Raw genomic sequence first — 17,312 nt, 5'->3', positions numbered from 1 at the left:
GCCGACCCGGACGGTTCGGCGGCCTCCTACCGTTAACGACCATGCCCGTCCGGGAGTTAACGACGGCCTAAACCGGCCAGGCGCGCCGTCAGAAGCCGATGAATCGGATCATCAAAGGCGATTCCGGCCACGCCAGGAGCGCTCCGGCGGCGATCGCGACGCCATAGGGGATGTCGCCTTTCGGCTCCATCAGATGGACGATCCATCCCGGCGCGTTGGCGAGATAGGGGCGAGCGTGAAAGCGCGCGAACAGAAGACCGAGGCAGAACACGCCCCCGACGACGCCGGTCCACAGCAGGAACATGCCCGAGCCGGCGAGCCCGAGCCAGAGACAGGCCGCCGCCATCAGCTTGGCGTCGCCGCCGCCGATCCAGCGCAGGGCGAACATGCCGGCGCCCGCCAGCAAGGCCGCGACCGCCACGCCCACGTGCGCGGCGAGCTGGGGCAGCGGCAGGCCGACCGCGAAGGCGGCGGGGAAGAAGAACAGGACGAGAAGCCCGGAGATCCAGTTCGGGATCTTCATCGTGGTCAGGTCGTTGAGCCCCCCCACGATGACGAGGGCGGGCATGACGCCGAGCAGGGCGAGGGTCAGCAAGTCCATGCCTTCCCCGTGGCATGGCCGCTCTTAAGGTTAGGTTGCGGCCAGAAAGAAGGCCGGAGCGTCGCCGCCCCGGCCTTTTCGTCGCTTCAGACAGGCCCTCTCGCTTATTCCCCAGCGGCACCGCCCATCTTCGTCACGATGGTGTTGAAGTTGGTTTTGATCGTGGTGCCGAGGGCCGTGACGGCTGAAATGATAACGACGGCGATCAGAGCGGCGATGAGGCCGTACTCGATGGCGGTGGCGCCCGACTCGTCGGACACGAACTGCGAAACGAACTTGATCATCAGAATCCCTCTCCCGTTGGGGTCTATCGACAGCCTTCGGGGAAGTCGGTCATCCGCCTGCCCCCAGAACCGCCCTCAGCTTGGAGGGGCCCGGTTAAGTCCGGACCTACAAACGTGTTTAGCGGCACCTTTACGCCGAGCGCCGCCGAAGCCGACGAGAAAGGGCCGGCGCGTCGCCGCGCCGGCCCTTCGCAGTACGAACGACCGCCCCGACTTATTCGCCGGCGGCGCCGCCCATTTTCGTTACGATGGTGTTGAAGTTGGTCTTGATCGTGGTGCCCAGGGCCGTGACGGCCGAGATGATGACCACGGCGATGAGGGCGGCGATGAGGCCGTACTCGATGGCGGTGGCGCCCGACTCGTCGGACATGAACTGCGAAACGAACTTGGTCATGGTCTGTATCCTCAGGTTTGGATCTAGCGAGCTAACTGACGCGGGGGGAGCCGGCAGCCCGCTTGACCCCCAGAACGCAGGATGGTTATCGCCCGTATGGGTTAAGGGCGGGTCGCCGGGCGTGGTTACTCTCCTGTTTACTCAAACCGGCGACGCCATGGGCCTCGCGACAGCTTGACCGCGCGGACTTCCACGTCCTGTCGCCACGCGCCTGTTTCAGACTTTCTTGAGGTTTCAGCGGCAGTGTCCGGACCACACTTTCGCGCGCGCCCGTTCAATGGAAGACGTCGCCATGACCCCTCCTCTCCGCCATCTCGCCATCGCCGCGGCGCTGGCCATGCTGGCCGCCCCCGCCGGGGTCGCGGCCCAGTCCCGGCTCAACGTCGAGATCGACCAGGCCCAGCGGGTGCAGCTGCGCGGGCCCGCCGGCTCGGTCATCGTCGGCAACCCGCAGATCGCCGACGTGACGGTGGTCGACGCCAACACCCTGTACATCACCGGCAAGGGCTACGGCGTCACGGAAGTCGTCGCCGTCGACCCGATCGGGCGGACCGTTTTCCAGAGCCAGGTCGTGGTGACGGCCGGGGACGGCTCAGGCCGGGTCCGCGTCTGGCGGGGAGCCCAGGCGACCGAGATGGCCTGCGCCAGCTCCTGCTCGCCGTCGATGCGCGGCCCGACCGGGCCCGCGCCGGCCGATGGCCCCACGCCCTGAGGAAGAGCGCTTGAGGGTCGGGGGCAGAAAAAAACGGGGGGGCCGTCGCAGCCTGCTGCGGGCCGAGGAGGGCGCTACCGCCGTCGAGTTCGGCATGGTCGCCCTGCCGTTCTGCCTGATGATGTTCGCCATTCTGGAGCTGGGCCTGGTGTTCGTGACCGACTCGGTCCTGGAAAACGCCGCGATCGAGTCCGGCCGTCTGATCCGCACCGGACAGGCCAGCGCGCAGAACATGACGGCGGAGCAGTTCAAGTCGGCAGTGTGCAGCCGCATGAGCATCTTCAGCGGCGACTGCCCGAGCCGGGCAAGCGTGGACGTCCGCGTCATTCCCCAGTTCGACGTCGTCCCGCCGGACCCAATGGCGGGCGGAACGTTCGACGAGGCGGCCCTGACCTATGCGAACGGCAACCCGGGCGATCTGATCCTCGTGCGGATCTGGTACCGCCAGCCGTTGCTGACCACATTCCTGGCGCAGGGTCTGTCGAGACTTGACGACGGCACTGCGCGTCTGACCGCCACCACCGCCTTCCGGAACGAACCGGCATGACGCGGCTCCCGCTCAAACGCCTGGTCGGGGACGAGCGCGGCGTTTCCGCCGTCGAGTTCGCCATGATCGCCCCGGTGATGATCTTCTTCTATTTCGGCCTTGCGGAGTTCTGCCAGGGCTACATGGCGCAGAAGCGCATGGGCCACGCCTCGGCCATGGTCGCGGATCTCGTGGCGCAGGAGGAGTCGGTCACCGCCGCCACCGTCGACGACATCTTCGACATCGGCGGACTGATCATGAAGCCGTTCCCGGTGGCGGCGCTGAAGCAGCGCGTGAGCAGCGTCATGCGGACCGACGGCGTCGCGCGGGTGGTCTGGAGCCGGGGCGACGGCATGACGTCGCGAACCGTCGGTTCGACCGTGACGCTGCCGGCCGACCTCATCGCCGACGGCGAGAGCGTGGTCATGTCGGAAGCGACCTACGACTACGACTCTCCGGCGGACTATCTGATGCCGGCGGTCACCCAGTTCTCGCACAGCTACTATCTGCGTCCCCGCACGTCGGTGCAGACGACCTGCGCCGACTGCTAGGAGCCGACCAAGGCCTCCCGCAAGGCGCGGATCTTCGAGTCCGTTTCCGCCAGTTCGGCCGCCGGATCGCTGTCGGCCACGATGCCCGCGCCGGCGAGGGTCCGGAAGCGCCACAGGTCGCCGACGCGTTCGAAGGCGGCGGTGCGGATCAGGACCGAAGCAGTCATCCGGCCGTCCTCCAGATGAAACAGGCTGCCGCACCAGGGTCCGCGGGGCGGCTCGTGCGATGCGATGACCTTCATGGCCTGATGCTTCGGGGCGCCGGTGATCGAGCCGGGCGGGAACGTCGCCTGCAAGATGTCGGCAGCTCCCACGCCCGGGCGGGCCCTGGCGGACACCGTCGAGACGAGGTGGTGGACCGTGGGCAGGCGCTCGACCTCGAAAAGACGTTCGACGCGCACAGATCCCGGGGTCGCGACGCGGGACAGATCGTTCCGCATCAGATCGACGATCATCAGGTTTTCCGCCCGGTCCTTGGCGCTGGACGCCAGTCCCTCAGCCAGTGCGGCGTCGAGGGCGGGGTCGGCATGCCGGGGCCGGGTGCCCTTGATGGGGCGGGTTTCGATACGGCCCGTCGTGGGGTCGAAGGTGAGGAAGAGCTCGGGCGAATTGGAGACCAGCGCGCGGTCGCCCAGACGCCAGTACGCACCGTACGCCGAGGCCCGGCCCGCCAGCCGCAGCACGACGTCGAAGGGCTCGCCCTGCCTGCGCAGGCTTCCAGACCAGGAGCGCGCCACATTGGCCTGGAACAGTTCGCCGGCGGCGATCCGCTGGACGACGTCGGCGACGGCGGCGGTGTAGGCGTCCGACGGGGCGTCGGCGTCGAAGGAAGCGGCCGGCGGCGGCGGCGGCGCGGTCGGGCTCACAGCCGCTTCCAGCCACCCCTCGGCGCGATCCGCCGCAACGATGGCCGCGGGACGCCCGGGGCCGCGCCCGATGGCGATGACTTCCTGCCCCGCGTGATCGAAAGCCAGCATCGCCGGATAGCGCGCCAGGATCAGGTCGGGCCACGCGGCAGGCCGCGGCCCGGTCGCCGGCCGGGCGCCGGCGTCGTAGGCCATCAGCCCGACCGTCTGACGCACCCAGTCCGGCTGACGGAGCAACTGCAGTCCTTCATCGAGGCCGCCGACATGGATCTGGTCGGGATCAGCCGCGACGAACGACCAGCGGCCGAGAGAGCCGCAGTCGGACAGCAGGGCTATGGCGCCCGGCCGGTCCTTCAGACGCCGGGCGACCGCCAGCGGTTCGCGCCAGGGAAGGATGCGGCGCTCGATGACCGAGAGATTCACGCCGAAAGCCGCTCGCCGATGCGATCCCGCAGACGGGCATCGACGCCGAGCGCCCGTTCCAGATAGGCGTCGACCGAGCCGTATCGGGCGGCGACTTCATCGAGTGCGGCCTCGAGCCAGGCGGCCTCGACCCCGAGGAAGGCGACCACCGCCTCGTGGCTGGCGGACCGGCCCGTGAACGTCTCCAGCTGCCGTGCGATAGCCGGCGCTCGGGCGGCGAGGTCGACGGCGGTGTTGGTCAGCAGATAGTCGGCCAACATGTCGTCGCGGTGCACGTCGAGCAGGTGATGGGTCAGCGCCGCGAGCAGGCCGGTGCGGTCCTTGCCGGCGGCGCAGTGGATGAGCACCGCGCCTTCTGCGTCCGCCAGCACACGAAAGTAGCGGGCGAACAGGTCGAGGTGCGGCGGCTCGAAGGCCAGCTGGCGGTAGACGCCCGACATGAAGCCGCGCGCCGACTCGACGGTCAGGTCCGACGTCTTGAGGAAGGTGATGTGCGGCGCCTCGCCGCCATCGTCGTGGTCGCTCTCGATGATCTGACCCGCCCAGCCCGGCGGCCGGCGGGACGGCTGCTCGCGTCGCTCTCCCGGGCGGCGCAGGTCGACCACCGTCGAGATGCCGAGGCGGGACAGTCGTTCGAGGTCGGCCTCGCTGACCCGCGCCTGGTGGGCGGAACGGAACAACCGGCCGCGGGAGACCCGGCGGCCGGCGGCGGTTCCATAGTCGCCATAGTCGCGGAAATTCTCGAGCGCCTCGAAGCGGTGGATGCGGCCGGTCATGGCTGCGGTCTAGACGCTCGCCGGCCGCCCGTCACTGCCGATTCAGCCGCTCCTGATCAGCCCCTGCATGGCGTCGAGGTAGGCGACAAACGCCTTCCGCCCGGCGGGGGTCATCCGCGCCTCCGTCAGGGGCTTGCGCCCCTCGAATCGCTTGGTCACGGCGACCAGACCGGCCTCCTCCAGTTTCCTCAGATGGACGGACAGGTTTCCGTCCGTGGTCTGCAGCCGGGCCTTGAGCTCGTTGAAGTTTGCGCTCTCGACCCCTGACAGGAAGGCCATGATGCCGAGCCGGATGCGGCCGTGGATCACATCGTCGATGCGGGAAATATCGAAGTCGTCGGCCACGGTTCAGGCCTCCGCCGGTTCCTGGCGCATCAGCGCCAGCCCGGGGATGAGCGCGGTCACGACCATGAACGCGGTGAAGGCCAGGTAGATGACGGGATCGCCGATCAAGGCGCCGAACAGGATGGCGCCGGCATAGGCCAGCAGGCCCGTGGCGGTCATCCAGCGGCGGCCCGCCATGGCGCCGGAAACGATCCACGCGGTGCCATAGGCCGTCGCCACGACGCTGGGCATGGCCCACATCATGGTCCAGTCGCCCGACCGGAAGCCGACGGCCATCAGGCTCAGCCACATCACGAAGATCCCGAACCCGATGCCGGACCACGCCGCGCCCACGGCCTTGTTGCCGTGCGAACCGTAGCCGGGCTTGCGGCTCGCGCGGCGGATGAGAAGGAACAGCGCGACGGCGAAAACGGCGCCCGCTCCCAGCCAGACCCAGAGCTGCACCATGGGATCGACTACCAGCACGCCCGCCTGGATCGCCCATTGCACCCCGTTTGCGGCCCCGAAGATCAGACCCGCAGCCACCATGACGGGGCCGTTCAGCAGGGGCGCGTCGCGACCCTCTTCAGCCAGACGACGCATCCACGCGATGTCGGCGGCAGGGTCTTCGATGTTGGCGTTCATGGATTTGCTCCTCCTCACGCGTCGGGCTCCCCGTCGCATAAGGAGACCATCTCACAAGTTCTTTATGTTGTAAAGTTCTTCGTTGCCGGCCCCGTCCATCGGGCAGGACGGGGCGGGCGGATGGCCGCTTCCTGCGCGCCACAGGACAGGGCATGGATGCGTGAGGAGACGCCCATGCTGAGCTACAACCAGATCGCCTATCGCGGGCTCGAGGTCTGCAATCCGGTGGAGCCCGGCCGGATCGAGGCGGCCGTGGAGCGTACAGGACTGGGCGCTGGCGCGCGGGCGGCCGACGTCGGAACGGGCACCGCCGCCCTGGCGATCCGGCTGGCGCGACGTTTCGGCTTCGCCGTCACCGCCATCGAGTACAATCCGGATATGGCGGCCCTTGCGCGGGCCAATGTCGTCGCCGCGGGTGCGGAGAAGGCGGTGGAGATCGTCGAGGGTGCGGCCGCCGACGTTCTGACGGCGATGGAGGCGCCCCGGCTGATCGTGGCCCTGGGGACAACCAACGTGACCGGCGAAGGACTGCCGACGCCGGAGAGCGCCTTCGCCTTCCTGCGCGAGCGCCTGCCGCCCGGCGGATGGCTGCTGTGGGGCGACCTGACGTGGACCGCCGAACCGCCCGCGCCGCTGCGGCAGATCACCGACCTGACCAATCTGTTCACCGACGACGCCGGCTGGAAGGCCGCGGCGGCCGCCGCCGGCCTGGAGCTGACGTGGAGCGAGCTGTCGCCGCAGCCGGTGATCGATGCGTTCACCTCGGCCACAGATGCGGCCGTGCGCGCCTGGCTGGAGGCCAACCCCGAGGCGCCCGAGGCGGCGGGGATCCGGTTGAGCGCCGACCGGGTTCGGGCGGTCTTCGGTTTCGGCCGCCCCTGCATCGGCTTCGGACTGTACCTGTTCCGCCGCCCACCCGAGGTTCAGGCGGTGCGGATCACGCCGCCGCAGGACTGAACCGGCCACGGCGTGAGGCGGCCGCCGGCGCACGGGCCGCCGACGCATTCGCCGGTGAGCGGCTCGAACACGGCGCCATGCCATCCGCACAGGATCAGCGACCCGTCCGGCGTGAGGTAACGATCCAGCTCGAGGGCGAGCGGGAACCCCTGGTGCGGGCAGCGATCGACATAGCCCGCCACCTCTCCGGCCTTGCGGACCACGAAGCCGTGGAAGAAGGCGTCGCCAATCTGCAGCACGAAGGCGCGGGCGCCGGGGTCGGCGATGTCCGCCTCAGCGCACAGCGGCACCTCCGGCGGGGTCTTCCAGACCCGCTTGCGGTCGGTCGGCGGCCCCTCGGTCAATGCCGCTCGACCTTGAGCGGGCGCGACAGCAGGCCCTCGATGGCGGCATCGACAGTGGTTTCGCCGGCCAGCAGGGCGGCGACCGCCAGCGAGATCGGCATGTCGACGCCGGTCTTCTCCGCCAGCTCCCGCACCGCCGGGGCGCTCTCGTAGCCTTCCGCCACCGAGCGCTTGCCGGCCAGGGCCTGCTCGATCGTCTGACCCTGTCCGAGCGCCAGGCCGAGGCTCATGTTGCGCGACTGGGGGCTGGAGCAGGTCAGCACGAGATCGCCGAGGCCGCACAGGCCGGACACGGTCTCGGCGCGGCCGCCCAGCGCCACGCCCAGCCGGGTCATCTCGGCGAAGCCGCGGGTGATCAGGGCGGCGTGGGCGCTGCGGCCCAGTCCCTTGCCCTCGCTCATGCCGCAGGCGATGGCCAGGACGTTCTTGATCGCGCCGCCGACTTCGGCGCCGATCAGGTCGTCGGCGAGGTAGGGGCGGAAGGTCGGGGCGGACAGGGTGTTCATCAACGCCTGACCCAGCGCGTCGTCGGCGCAGGCGAGGGTGACGGCGCTGGGCAGACCGCGGGCCACCTCGCCGGCGAAGCTGGGTCCGGACAGGACGGCGGCCGGGGCTTCGGGCAGGGTTTCCGCCAGCACCTCGGTCATCAGCTTCAGCGAGCCCCGCTCGATACCCTTCGAGCACAGGATCACCGGAACGCCGGGGCGATGGTGGGGGGCGAAGGCGGTCAGCGTCGAGCGCATGTGCTGGGCCGGCGGCACGGCGAGGACCAGGTCGCAATCCGCCAGATCGGCCAGGTCGGCCGTCACCTCCAGCCGCTCGTCCAGCTGGACGCCGGGCAGAAAGGCCTCGTTGATCCGGCGGGCGCGGATGCTTTCGATCACCTCCGGCTCGCGGGCCTGCAGCCGGACCTCGAGACCGGCCCAGCCGGCGACCTGCGCCAGGGCCGTGCCCCAGGCGCCGGCGCCGATCACCCCTGCCCGTTTGAACTGCATGCGCTCTCCCTCAGGCCTTGGCGCCCTTGCGGCCCGCCTTGTGAACCGGATCGTCGATGGCGCGCCGTTCATCCAGCGGCCAGCGCGGCCGGGCCGCCACGTCGATGTCGGATATCCAACCCTTCCGCAGCCGTTCCGCTCCGGCCAAGGCGATCATGGCGGCGTTATCGGTGCAATAGGCCATCGGCGGGGCGAGGAAGGCGAAGCCGTTGCGCGCCGCCGTCGCTTCCAGCGTCGCCCGCACCGTGCGGTTGGCGGCGACCCCGCCCGCCACCACGAACAGGCGGTGATCGTGAGCCCCGGCGTAGGCCTTCATGGCCCGATCGGACCGCTCGGCCAGCTGGCGGGCGATGGCGGTCTGCACCGCGTCGGCGAGATCGGCCCTGTCCTCGTCGGTCTCGCAGGCGGCGGCCAGGCGGGAGGCCGCCGTCTTCAGTCCCGAGAACGAAAAGTCGCAATCCTTGCGGCCGAGCAGGGCGCGGGGCAGATCGAAGCGCGAGCCGTCGCCGCTCGCCGCCAGCCGCTCCAGCGCCGGACCGCCCGGGTAGCCGAGGCCAAGCGCCTTGGCGATCTTGTCGAACGCTTCTCCCGCCGCGTCGTCGATGGTCGTGCCCAGCCGCGTCATCTCGCCGACCCCGCGCACCTCGAGCAGCTGGCAGTGGCCGCCGGAGACCAGCAGCAGCAGAAAGGGGTAGTCGACCGGTTCGCCCAGACGCGCCGACACGGCATGGCCTTCGAGGTGGTTGACGGCCACCAGGGGCAGGCCCCGGGCCAGCGCCACGGCCTTGCCGAAGCTCAGCCCCACCATGACGCCGCCGACCAGGCCGGGGCCGGCGGTGGCGGCGATTCCGTCGAGCCCGTCGTAGCCGACGCCGGCCTCGTCCATGGCGCGGGCGGCGACCCCCGCGATCATCTCGACATGGCTGCGGGCGGCGATCTCCGGCACCACGCCGCCATAGGCGGCGTGATCGTCGATCTGGCTGTGCACCGCCGAGGACAACACCTCGGCCCGGCCCTCCGGCGACAGGCGGACGACCGCGGCCGCGGTCTCGTCGCAGCTGGTCTCCAGTCCGAGCACGACCAAGGGTCCGGTTGCCCGCCCCGGCCCGCTGCTATAGTCCGCCGCCATGGTCATCGGGTCGGAGGTAGCGACCCGGCCGGGCACAGGCAACGTTTCATGGCACCACTCGTCCGCATCGGCACCCGTCGCTCGAAGCTGGCGCTGACCCAGTCGGGCATGATGCAGCGCGCCATCGGTCGCGCGCTCGGGGTCGCCGACGCCGATCTGGCCGAGGCCGTGCCGCTGGTCGAGATCGTCACCACCGGCGACCGGGTGCAGGATCGCCGCCTGCTGGAGATCGGCGGCAAGGCCCTGTTCACCAAGGAAATCGAGGAGGCGCTGCTGGACGGTCGCGTCGACGTGGCGGTGCATTCGATGAAGGACGTCCCGGCCGAGCAGCCGCCAGGGCTGGCGATCGCCGCCGTGCCGGAGCGCGAGGATGCGCGCGACGCCTTCCTCAGCGAGACGGCCGCGACCTTCGGCGACCTGCCCATGGAGGCGCGGCTCGGCACCGCCTCGCTGCGCCGTCAGGCCCAGGCGTTGGCCCTGCGCCCCGACCTCAGGATCGAGATGCTGCGCGGCAACGTCGACACCCGCATGCGCAGGCTCGCTGACGGCGAGTTCGACGCCATCCTGCTGGCCGTTTCGGGCCTCAACCGGCTCGGCCTCGCCGGCGCGATCCGCGAGCGGCTGTCGCTCGACCGCTTTCTGCCCGCGCCGGGCCAGGGCGCACTGGCGCTGCAGACGCGGGCGGAGGACATCGGCGCCGCCTGGGCGGGCGCGTTGAACCATGCCGACACCGCCCTGGCGATCGAGGCGGAGCGGGGCGCAATGACCGCGCTGGAGGGCTCGTGCCGCACCGCGATCGGGGCGCATGCCGAGATCGTCGCCGGCCGTCTGCGCCTGACCGTCGAAATGCTGGCGCCCGACGGCTCGGCGCGCTGGCGGCGGGCGGGGGAGATCGACCAGCCGACCGCGCAATCCGCCCGCGGGCTGGGCCTGCGGCTCGGAGCCGAGGTGCACGGGGACGCCGGCGACCAGAAGGTGGAGTCCTGACACGAGCCCGCCGGGTCTGGGTGACGCGGGCGCAGCCCGGCGCCGCGCGGACGGCCGGCCGCCTCGCGGCGCTGGGCTTCGCGCCGGTGGCGGCGCCGGTGCTGGAGATCCGGCCGGTCGCCGGGCCGGAGCCGGACCTTAACGGAACTGGCGCGCTCGCCTTCACCAGTCCGAACGGCGTCGACGCCTTCGCCCGCCTGACGCCTCGCCGGGATCTGCCGGTGTTCGCGGTCGGCGACGCCACCGCCGCGGCGGCGCGGGGGGCGGGGTGGAACGACGTGGTCTCGGCCTCGGGCGCCATTGAGGACCTCGCACGGCTGCTCGCCGACCGGGCCTCGGGACCGGTCCTCGCGCCCGGCGCGCGGGAACCGGCCGGGGACCTCGCCGGACTGCTGGCGGGACGGGTCGAGGTGCGGCGGCTGGTGGTCTACGAGGCGGTCGAGACGCAGGCGTCGCCGCCGGCGGACTGGGACGTCGTGCTGGTGCATTCCCCGCGCGCCGGACGCGCGATCGCGGCCGCTGTCGGGGTCAACGGCGCGCGGGGCCGCCGGGCGGTGGCCATCTCGACCAACGCCGCGGCGCCGCTGCAGCCGTGCGGGTTCGATCGCCTCGACATAGCCGCCGCGCCCGCCGAGGCGGCGATGCTGGAGGCGCTTGGCAACCCCGACGCCGACGTATAAAGAACCCGCCTCGCGCGGACCCCGGTCCGACGCCCAAGGCCGCTTTAGCTCAGCCGGTAGAGCACCTCATTCGTAATGAGGGGGTCGCGTGTTCGAGTCACGCAAGCGGCACCACCTTTCCATTCATGATCGTACCGTCCGGCCGGCTCGCGCGTCTGGACGCACGACGCGGCGCAGCCTAGGCAGACTCCGGAACAGGAGGTTGTCGATGCCGTCGCGGCTCAGCGCGCGCCAGGAGGAGTGTCTCAGGCTCACCGCTTTCCTGACCGACAAGGAGATCGCTGCGCGCCTCGGCCTCTCCGAGGCCACCGTCAAGAAGCATGTGCACGAGGCCTGCCGACGGCTGGGCGTCAATCGCCGGAAGGCGGCGCTGGCGCTGCTGGAACGAAACGTACCAGGGTCTACGAAAGACTCCATTGTCGTCGGCGCACAGGCCCCGTCTCCTCGCCGCCCAGTCAGGGAGGCCGGCGATGGCGAAGATGGACAATCTCCTTCCCCAGTGGACGTGGGAGGATCTGGAGGCGGTGCTGGACGGGTTCGCGCCGCCGGGCGCCGGCGATCCGGTGCGCGAGCACCTGATGCGGGGGCTCGCGGAAGACGCCCGGCGCGCGACGCCGCGGGAACTGCTGCAGCAGGTGCTGAGCGCGGGCTGGGTGATGGCCCAGATGGGCGCGCAACAGGGCGGTTCGGCTACCGACCTCCCCCGCGCGGCTGGGGCGTCCGCCTCCTGATCCTGCTGCTCGCGACCGTGTTGCTGGCGGTCCTGATCAAGGCGGTCGCCGATCTCGTGGTTGGATACACCCATCAAGCTCGCGAGATTGAGCGTATCACGCAGCAGCGCTGAGAGCGGGCGGAGTTCGCGATGACGCCTTTTCAGCTTGCACTTCTGGTTCAGTTCATCGTCGTTATCGCCGTCGGCTGGGTATGGGGCGGGCACGTCGAACGCCGCGTCACAGTCTGGGTCCTTCTGGTTGAGCTGCTGAGCGGCGGCCCCCTTCCGACTGTCTGGTACAGGGGCGTCCTTCCGCTCGAGGTGCTGCTCGACACAGCCTTCACTATGGCGACGATCCGTCTTGCGCTGACCGGCAATCGCTGGTGGCCCTTCGGCGTCGCCGGGACGCTTCTGCTCATGCTGACGCTCCACCTCTACGTGGCGCTCCAACCCGACGTCGCGCGCGCGACCTACATTTCGGCCCAGATCGGTCTGGCCGCCTTGCTGTTCCTCATGCTCCCTCTCGGAGTGTTCGAGCGCCTTCTCGCCGGTGAGCCGCCGCGCAGCCCCGGCGCGCGCTGGCGTCGCACCAAAGCGACTTGAACATATAAAGATATCTTTATATCTCTGGCCGCCACCACGCGCCCAGGAGCTTCCCTTGTCCCGATCGTCCTTCCTCTTCACCTCCGAAAGCGTTTCCGAGGGCCATCCGGACAAGGTCGCCGACCAGATCTCGGACGCCGTCGTCGACCTGTTCCTGTCCAAGGATCCGGAGGCCCGGGTGGCCTGCGAGACGCTGACCACCACCAACCGGGTGGTTCTGGCCGGCGAGATCCGCGGCAAGGGCATCATGGATGTCGAGGGCAACTGGGCCCCCGGCGTGAAGGACGAGATCGAGGCGACCGTGCGCCGGGTGGTGCGCGACATCGGCTACGAGCAGGCCGGCTTCCACCACGCCAACCTCGCGTTCGAGAACCACCTGCACCCGCAGTCGGCGCACATCGCCCAAGGCGTGGACGCCGGGGCCGACAAGGACGAGGGAGCCGGCGACCAGGGCATCATGTTCGGCTACGCCTCGAACGAGACGCCGGAACTGATGCCCGCCACCCTCCAGTACAGTCACAACATCCTGCGCAAGCTCGCCGAGGCGCGCCACGCCGGGCGCGAGCCGGGGCTGGAGCCGGACGCCAAGAGCCAAGTGACCCTGCATTACGAGAACGGCCGCCCGGTCCGCGCCACCTCGATCGTGGTCTCGACCCAGCACAAGGCCGGCCTGACCCAGGACCAAGTGGCGGCCATCGTGAAGCCCTACGTCCGCGAGGTGCTGCCGGAGGGCTTCATCACCAACGAGACCGAGTGGCACATCAACCCGACCGGCTCGTTCGAGATCGGCGGGCCCGACGGCGACGCCGGCCTGACCGGCCGCAAGATCATCGTCGACACCTATGGCGGCGCGGCCCCGCACGGCGGCGGCGCCTTCTCGGGCAAGGACCCGACCAAGGTCGACCGCTCCGCCGCCTACGCCTGCCGCTACCTGGCCAAGAACGTCGTGGCCGCCGGTCTGGCCGACCGCTGCACCATCCAGGTCAGCTACGCCATCGGCGTCTCGAAGCCGCTCAGCGTCCATGTGGACCTGCACGGGACGGGCAAGATCGAGGAATCGGTGCTGGAGGCCGAACTCCCGAAGCTGATCGGCGGGGCCAGCCCCCGCGCCATCCGCGAGCACCTCGGCCTGAACCGGCCGATCTACCGTCGCACCGCGGCCTACGGCCATTTCGGACGCGCGCCGGACGCCGACGGCGGCTTCAGCTGGGAACGGACGGATCTGGTCGAGAAGCTGAAGGCGCTGGCCTGACAGGTTCCAGGGATCGCCAGGGCGCGCCTTGGCGCCTAGAACCCGGGACCTTGCACCTTTAAAGCCCGCCCATGTCCTCCCCTTCCGCCCCCACCTGGGGTCCGCTCCGCTCATTCGGCCGCATCAAGTCGCGCACCCTGAAGCCCCGCCAGGCGGCGCTGTTCGATACGCTGTTGCCGACGATCGCCGTGCCCGACCCGGCGGCCGGCCCGATCGATCCGCAGGCGCTGATGCCCGGCGCCCAGTCGGTCTGGCTGGAGATCGGCTTCGGCGGCGGCGAACATCTGGCGGAGCAAGCGACACGTCATCCAGAGGCGCTGATGATCGGCTGCGAGCCCTTCCTCAACGGGGTCGGCTCGGCCCTGCGCCACGTCGACGAGCGCGGGCTGAAGAACGTGCGGCTGCACGCCGGCGACGCGCGTGACGTCATGGCGGCGCTTCCCGAGGCCTCGCTGGACCGGGTGATGATCCTGTTTCCCGATCCGTGGCCCAAGGCGCGGCACAACAAGCGCCGGCTGGTGCAGGACGAGACGGCGGCCGAGATCGCCCGCCTCCTCAAGCCGGGCGGGCGACTGCGTTTCGTCACCGACTGGAAGGACTACGCCGACTGGGCGCTGGAGCGGTTCGAGCGCACGCCGGGGCTCGTCTGGCAAGCGGAAGAGGCTGACGATTGGCGGACCGCGCCGGCCGACCATGTGGTCACCCGCTACGAGGAGAAGAAGCTGGGCGACACCCCGCCGATCTTCCTGGAGTTCGTGCGGAACTGAGCGCCGCGGCGCTCTGCCGCGCACAGCCACGCTAGACGGATAATTAACGCAGCGGACCTAGTCAGTCCGTAATGAAGCGTTCGGTGGGCCTCGTTCTGTGTTGTCTGGCGATGGGCGTGAGCCTGGCGCCGGCCGTGGCCGTGGCCAGCGCACCACGCACCCCGTTCACCGTCGCCGCGGTCTTTCCGCCCTGGTGGACGCCGGATCGTATCGACCGCGCGGCCGACGCCCTCGGGGTGGTCAGCGGCCGCGGCGCTCTTGCCAACGTCGTCGTCATCCACGGAGACGTCGACCTGCTGCAGCGGGCCCGTCGGAGCGGCGCGCTGTGGCTCGCGGACCCTGCCTTTCTCGCCTTCTGCGTCTCCTCCTGAGGCTTCCGGACATGCTGCAAGCTCGCAATCTCGACGACCAGCGTCGGCTTGGCGCGGACGCCATCGCAGCGACCTCCTTCCTCATGGCGGTGGTGACCGGCGTCACCGGCTTCCTCATGACCGGCGGGTATCTGGTCGCGCTCTGCGCCCTGGCGATGGCCGGGATCGCACTCCTCGGCTGGCGACTGAGCCGCGAGGGCGAAGCCACCCGGCTGCTGTCGGCGGTGCTTCTGATGGCCCAGGTCTCGCTGCTGGTCGCGGCGGCAAGCGGCCATCCGTGGCAGATCGACCTGCACATGACCTATTTCGCCATGCTGGCGGTGCTTGCGGTCTACTGCGACTGGAAAGCCATCGTCGCCGCTACGGCGACGGTCGCGGTCCACCACCTCGCGCTCAGCTTCCTCCTGCCGGAACTCGTCTTTCCCGGCTCGGCGAGTCTGGGCCGGGTCATCTTGCACGCGGTCATCCTTCTGCTGGAAGCGGGGATGCTGATCGCCGTCACCGGCAACGTCGCGCGGATGTTCGCCCTTTCGGGTGAAGCCCTGACCAGGGCCGAGGCGGCGGTGTCGCAGGCGGAGGCCGCCCAGGCGGAAGCCGAGAACCTGCGCGTCCGGGCAGAAGCCGAACGCCGTGAAGCGGCGGATCGCGATCGGGCGGTCATGGCCGAACAGACCGCCGTGGTCACCCTGACCGGAGAGGGCCTGAGAACTCTCGCCGAGGGGGATCTGACCGTGCGCCTGGGCGACGACGTCCCGGCGGCGTACGCCCAGCTCCGGGACAGCTTCAACGCCGCCGTCGCACGGCTGCAGGCGGCCATGGCCGACATCGCCGCCAACGCGGGGGCGATGCGCGCCGGTTCGGGCGAGATCAGCCACGCCGCCGACGACCTGTCGCGTCGCACCGAGCAGCAGGCGGCGAGCCTGGAGGAGACGGCGGCGGCGCTGGACCAGATCACGGCGACGGTGAACCGCACCGCCTCGGGGGCGCGTCAGGCCTCGGACGTGGTGCAGGCGGCGCGCGGTGACGCGGAGACCTCGGGCGTGGTGGTGCGCGACGCGGTGGCGGCGATGAGCGCCATCGAGCAATCGGCCCGGCAGATCAGCCAGATCATCGGCGTCATCGACGAAATCGCCTTCCAGACCAATCTGCTGGCGCTGAACGCCGGGGTCGAGGCGGCCCGGGCCGGCGACGCCGGGCGCGGCTTCGCGGTGGTGGCCTCGGAGGTGCGGGCCCTGGCCCAGCGCTCGGCCGACGCGGCGCGCGAGATCAAGACGCTGATCTCGGCCTCGACCAGCCAGGTCGGCTCGGGCGTGCAGCTGGTCGGCCAGACCGGCGAAGCGCTGCAGCGCATCGTCGGCCGGGTGGCCGAGATCGACGGCCTGGTGTCGGAGATCGCCGCCTCGGCCCAGGAGCAGGCCACGGGCCTCCAGCAGGTCAACACCGCGGTCAACCAGATGGACCAGGTGACCCAGCAGAACGCCGCCATGGTCGAGGAATCCACCGCCGCCAGCCACTCGCTGGCCCAGGAGGCCGAGAGCCTGGCCGCCTCGGTGGCGCGCTTCCGCATCGGCGACGAGGCCCCGGCCGCCGCGGCCCGGACGGCCCCGGCCCCGGCCCGCAGCGAGCGCACCGCCCGCACCGTCGCCCAGCTGAAGACGATCGGCCACGGCGGCGCGGCGCTGAAGCCGGCCCCGGCCGCCGCCGAGGACGGCTGGGAGGAGTTCTGACCCGGCGCCACGACAGGGGCTGACAAGTCCCTCGTCGTGGCCTATATGCCGCCCCACATCGTTAGACCGGCGTCCTAACGGCGCCGTTTGAAGCGGCGGCCCGGACGGCCCGCCGCTTTTTGTTTGGATCGCCCGCGTGAAGGCCAAGACCGCCGAAGACCGCGCCCTGCTGGAGCTCATCGAGCCCGTGGCCGAAAGCCAGGGGCTGGAGATCGTGCGCGTGCGCCTGATGGGCGGGACCCAGCGCCGGCGGCTGCAGATCATGGCCGAGCGCGCTGCAGACCACGACATCGCCGTCGAGGAATGCGCCCGTCTGAGCCGCGCTGTGTCGGAAGTGCTGGACGCCGCCGACCCGATCTCCGGCGAATACCTGCTGGAAGTCTCCTCCCCCGGCATCGACCGGCCGCTGACCCGGCTGTCGGACTTCGAGCTGTTCGAGGGCTACGAGGCCCGGCTCGAGACCGACCGGATGATCGAGGGCCGCAAGCGCTTCAAGGGCGTGCTGGCCGGGACCGACGGCGACAATATCGCCATCGACCTCGAGGGCGAGGAGGACACAGCGCTGATCCCCTTCGCCTGGCTGTCCGACGCCAAGCTGGTGCTGACCGACGAACTCCTGAAGGCGGGCGCCGAGAAGCGCGCCGCCCGCAACGACAACAATCCGACCGAAGAAACTGAGGACTGAG

At 70.4% G+C, this 17,312-nt stretch carries 23 protein-coding genes, 1 tRNA gene and 1 pseudogene; 15 read left to right on the top strand and 10 right to left on the bottom strand.

Going from position 1 to position 17,312, the window contains the following annotated elements:
* Positions 1 to 88: 88 nt before the first annotated feature.
* The 3 genes from BM333_RS03805 to BM333_RS03795 form a co-directional block, all read right to left on the bottom strand.
* Positions 89 to 601 (bottom strand): A24 family peptidase, encoded by a 513-nt coding sequence (locus BM333_RS03805; protein ID WP_092307421.1) that lies wholly within the window; start codon positions 599 to 601, stop codon positions 89 to 91.
* A gap of 104 nt (positions 602 to 705) precedes the next feature.
* Entirely contained in the window at positions 706 to 885 is a 180-nt protein-coding gene (locus BM333_RS03800; protein WP_092307419.1) for a Flp family type IVb pilin, read from the bottom strand.
* Between the two features lie 214 nt (positions 886 to 1,099).
* Positions 1,100 to 1,279, bottom strand: a complete 180-nt coding sequence (locus BM333_RS03795) for a Flp family type IVb pilin (RefSeq protein WP_092307417.1) — start codon at positions 1,277 to 1,279, stop codon at positions 1,100 to 1,102.
* Positions 1,280 to 1,571: 292 nt separating this feature from the next.
* On the opposite strand from BM333_RS03795, the gene BM333_RS03790 reads away from it, so the two are divergent.
* The 3 genes from BM333_RS03790 to BM333_RS03780 are packed head-to-tail and all read left to right on the top strand — an operon-like array spanning position 1,572 to position 3,068.
* Positions 1,572 to 1,991 carry a pilus assembly protein N-terminal domain-containing protein gene (locus BM333_RS03790; protein WP_092307629.1) on the top strand — a complete coding sequence of 140 codons (420 nt, stop codon included), beginning with the start codon at positions 1,572 to 1,574 and terminating at the stop codon, positions 1,989 to 1,991.
* A 10-nt stretch (positions 1,992 to 2,001) separates the two neighbouring features.
* Positions 2,002 to 2,538: a TadE/TadG family type IV pilus assembly protein gene (locus BM333_RS03785; RefSeq protein ID WP_281246032.1), complete on the top strand. Its 537-nt coding sequence runs from the start codon at positions 2,002 to 2,004 to the stop codon at positions 2,536 to 2,538.
* Positions 2,535 to 3,068 (top strand): TadE/TadG family type IV pilus assembly protein, encoded by a 534-nt coding sequence (locus tag BM333_RS03780; RefSeq protein ID WP_092307413.1) that lies wholly within the window; start codon positions 2,535 to 2,537, stop codon positions 3,066 to 3,068. Before BM333_RS03785 ends, BM333_RS03780 begins: the two co-directional genes overlap by 4 nt.
* On the opposite strand, the gene BM333_RS03775 is transcribed toward BM333_RS03780, so the two are convergent.
* Genes BM333_RS03775 through BM333_RS03760 form a run of 4 tightly spaced genes read right to left on the bottom strand, consistent with a single transcriptional unit; the run spans position 3,065 to position 6,102 of the window.
* Entirely contained in the window at positions 3,065 to 4,357 is a 1,293-nt protein-coding gene (locus BM333_RS03775) for an anthranilate synthase component I family protein (protein WP_092307411.1), read from the bottom strand. The genes BM333_RS03780 and BM333_RS03775 overlap by 4 nt on opposite strands.
* The gene (locus BM333_RS03770; protein ID WP_092307409.1) at positions 4,354 to 5,133 is read right to left on the bottom strand and encodes a tyrosine-protein phosphatase; all 780 of its coding nucleotides are present in this window, start codon (positions 5,131 to 5,133) and stop codon (positions 4,354 to 4,356) included. Before BM333_RS03770 ends, BM333_RS03775 begins: the two co-directional genes overlap by 4 nt.
* A gap of 42 nt (positions 5,134 to 5,175) precedes the next feature.
* Entirely contained in the window at positions 5,176 to 5,478 is a 303-nt protein-coding gene (locus tag BM333_RS03765) for a winged helix-turn-helix domain-containing protein (RefSeq protein ID WP_092307407.1), read from the bottom strand.
* Between the two features lie 3 nt (positions 5,479 to 5,481).
* The gene (locus BM333_RS03760; RefSeq protein ID WP_092307405.1) at positions 5,482 to 6,102 is read right to left on the bottom strand and encodes a hypothetical protein; all 621 of its coding nucleotides are present in this window, start codon (positions 6,100 to 6,102) and stop codon (positions 5,482 to 5,484) included.
* Between the two features lie 174 nt (positions 6,103 to 6,276).
* Here BM333_RS03760 and BM333_RS03755 point away from each other — a divergent pair, with 174 nt between their 5' ends.
* On the top strand, positions 6,277 to 7,059 hold the full coding sequence (locus BM333_RS03755; RefSeq protein WP_092307403.1) for an SAM-dependent methyltransferase: 783 nt from the start codon (positions 6,277 to 6,279) through the stop codon (positions 7,057 to 7,059).
* Here the strand turns inward: BM333_RS03755 and BM333_RS03750 are convergent.
* Genes BM333_RS03750 through tsaD form a run of 3 tightly spaced genes read right to left on the bottom strand, consistent with a single transcriptional unit; the run spans position 7,026 to position 9,533 of the window.
* A complete protein-coding gene (locus BM333_RS03750; protein WP_092307401.1) occupies positions 7,026 to 7,403 on the bottom strand; it encodes a Rieske (2Fe-2S) protein in 378 nt (125 codons plus the stop codon). The two genes, BM333_RS03755 and BM333_RS03750, sit on opposite strands and share 34 nt — an antisense overlap.
* Positions 7,400 to 8,398, bottom strand: a complete 999-nt coding sequence (locus BM333_RS03745; RefSeq protein WP_092307399.1) for an NAD(P)H-dependent glycerol-3-phosphate dehydrogenase — start codon at positions 8,396 to 8,398, stop codon at positions 7,400 to 7,402. Before BM333_RS03745 ends, BM333_RS03750 begins: the two co-directional genes overlap by 4 nt.
* 10 nt (positions 8,399 to 8,408) lie before the next feature.
* Positions 8,409 to 9,533, bottom strand: coding sequence for a tRNA (adenosine(37)-N6)-threonylcarbamoyltransferase complex transferase subunit TsaD (gene tsaD, locus BM333_RS03740; RefSeq protein WP_092307627.1), 1,125 nt, complete (start codon positions 9,531 to 9,533; stop codon positions 8,409 to 8,411).
* A 42-nt stretch (positions 9,534 to 9,575) separates the two neighbouring features.
* Between tsaD and hemC the strand changes: the two genes are divergently transcribed.
* From hemC to rimP, 11 genes and pseudogenes are all read left to right on the top strand, one after another.
* On the top strand, positions 9,576 to 10,514 hold the full coding sequence (hemC, locus tag BM333_RS03735; RefSeq protein ID WP_092307397.1) for a hydroxymethylbilane synthase: 939 nt from the start codon (positions 9,576 to 9,578) through the stop codon (positions 10,512 to 10,514).
* Between the two features lie 20 nt (positions 10,515 to 10,534).
* Positions 10,535 to 11,194, top strand: coding sequence for a uroporphyrinogen-III synthase (locus tag BM333_RS03730; RefSeq protein ID WP_245777130.1), 660 nt, complete (start codon positions 10,535 to 10,537; stop codon positions 11,192 to 11,194).
* Positions 11,195 to 11,232: 38 nt separating this feature from the next.
* Positions 11,233 to 11,308, top strand: a tRNA-Thr gene (locus tag BM333_RS03725).
* Positions 11,309 to 11,402: 94 nt separating this feature from the next.
* Positions 11,403 to 11,552, top strand: a pseudogene (locus BM333_RS16330) (helix-turn-helix domain-containing protein); the annotation flags it as partial.
* 112 nt (positions 11,553 to 11,664) lie between these two features.
* Positions 11,665 to 11,925: a hypothetical protein gene (locus BM333_RS16085; protein ID WP_245777129.1), complete on the top strand. Its 261-nt coding sequence runs from the start codon at positions 11,665 to 11,667 to the stop codon at positions 11,923 to 11,925.
* 131 nt (positions 11,926 to 12,056) lie between these two features.
* Complete coding sequence (locus tag BM333_RS03715) at positions 12,057 to 12,509, top strand: hypothetical protein (protein ID WP_092307393.1); 453 nt, start codon at positions 12,057 to 12,059, stop codon at positions 12,507 to 12,509.
* Positions 12,510 to 12,564: 55 nt separating this feature from the next.
* Positions 12,565 to 13,761 carry a methionine adenosyltransferase gene (gene metK / locus BM333_RS03710; protein WP_092307391.1) on the top strand — a complete coding sequence of 399 codons (1,197 nt, stop codon included), beginning with the start codon at positions 12,565 to 12,567 and terminating at the stop codon, positions 13,759 to 13,761.
* 71 nt (positions 13,762 to 13,832) lie between these two features.
* On the top strand, positions 13,833 to 14,528 hold the full coding sequence (gene trmB, locus BM333_RS03705) for a tRNA (guanosine(46)-N7)-methyltransferase TrmB (protein ID WP_092307389.1): 696 nt from the start codon (positions 13,833 to 13,835) through the stop codon (positions 14,526 to 14,528).
* Between the two features lie 83 nt (positions 14,529 to 14,611).
* Entirely contained in the window at positions 14,612 to 14,899 is a 288-nt protein-coding gene (locus BM333_RS03700) for a hypothetical protein (RefSeq protein WP_218151405.1), read from the top strand.
* A gap of 11 nt (positions 14,900 to 14,910) precedes the next feature.
* The gene (locus tag BM333_RS03695) at positions 14,911 to 16,626 is read left to right on the top strand and encodes a methyl-accepting chemotaxis protein (protein ID WP_092307385.1); all 1,716 of its coding nucleotides are present in this window, start codon (positions 14,911 to 14,913) and stop codon (positions 16,624 to 16,626) included.
* 136 nt (positions 16,627 to 16,762) lie between these two features.
* On the top strand, positions 16,763 to 17,311 hold the full coding sequence (gene rimP, locus BM333_RS03690; protein ID WP_092307383.1) for a ribosome maturation factor RimP: 549 nt from the start codon (positions 16,763 to 16,765) through the stop codon (positions 17,309 to 17,311).
* Position 17,312: the final 1 nt, after the last annotated feature.

Source organism: Brevundimonas viscosa, assembly GCF_900116065.1.
GTDB classification, from domain to species: Bacteria; Pseudomonadota; Alphaproteobacteria; order Caulobacterales; family Caulobacteraceae; genus Brevundimonas; species Brevundimonas viscosa.
Note: the sequence above shows the minus strand (reverse complement) of the source record. Positions and strands in the feature narration are given on the sequence as shown.

Excerpts from the sequence above, each read along its gene's own strand:
- BM333_RS03805 (WP_092307421.1), bottom strand. The coding sequence starts at position 601 with ATGGACTTGCTGACCCTCGCCCTGCTCGGCGTCATGCCCGCCCTCGTC.
- BM333_RS03800 (WP_092307419.1), bottom strand. The coding sequence starts at position 885 with ATGATCAAGTTCGTTTCGCAGTTCGTGTCCGACGAGTCGGGCGCCACC.
- BM333_RS03795 (WP_092307417.1), bottom strand. The coding sequence starts at position 1,279 with ATGACCAAGTTCGTTTCGCAGTTCATGTCCGACGAGTCGGGCGCCACC.
- BM333_RS03790 (WP_092307629.1), top strand. The coding sequence starts at position 1,572 with ATGACCCCTCCTCTCCGCCATCTCGCCATCGCCGCGGCGCTGGCCATG.
- BM333_RS03780 (WP_092307413.1), top strand. The coding sequence starts at position 2,535 with ATGACGCGGCTCCCGCTCAAACGCCTGGTCGGGGACGAGCGCGGCGTT.
- BM333_RS03770 (WP_092307409.1), bottom strand. The coding sequence starts at position 5,133 with ATGACCGGCCGCATCCACCGCTTCGAGGCGCTCGAGAATTTCCGCGAC.
- BM333_RS03760 (WP_092307405.1), bottom strand. The coding sequence starts at position 6,102 with ATGAACGCCAACATCGAAGACCCTGCCGCCGACATCGCGTGGATGCGT.
- BM333_RS03755 (WP_092307403.1), top strand. The coding sequence starts at position 6,277 with ATGCTGAGCTACAACCAGATCGCCTATCGCGGGCTCGAGGTCTGCAAT.
- BM333_RS03745 (WP_092307399.1), bottom strand. The coding sequence starts at position 8,398 with ATGCAGTTCAAACGGGCAGGGGTGATCGGCGCCGGCGCCTGGGGCACG.
- tsaD (WP_092307627.1), bottom strand. The coding sequence starts at position 9,533 with ATGACCATGGCGGCGGACTATAGCAGCGGGCCGGGGCGGGCAACCGGA.
- hemC (WP_092307397.1), top strand. The coding sequence starts at position 9,576 with ATGGCACCACTCGTCCGCATCGGCACCCGTCGCTCGAAGCTGGCGCTG.
- BM333_RS16085 (WP_245777129.1), top strand. The coding sequence starts at position 11,665 with ATGGCGAAGATGGACAATCTCCTTCCCCAGTGGACGTGGGAGGATCTG.
- BM333_RS03715 (WP_092307393.1), top strand. The coding sequence starts at position 12,057 with ATGACGCCTTTTCAGCTTGCACTTCTGGTTCAGTTCATCGTCGTTATC.
- trmB (WP_092307389.1), top strand. The coding sequence starts at position 13,833 with ATGTCCTCCCCTTCCGCCCCCACCTGGGGTCCGCTCCGCTCATTCGGC.
- BM333_RS03695 (WP_092307385.1), top strand. The coding sequence starts at position 14,911 with ATGCTGCAAGCTCGCAATCTCGACGACCAGCGTCGGCTTGGCGCGGAC.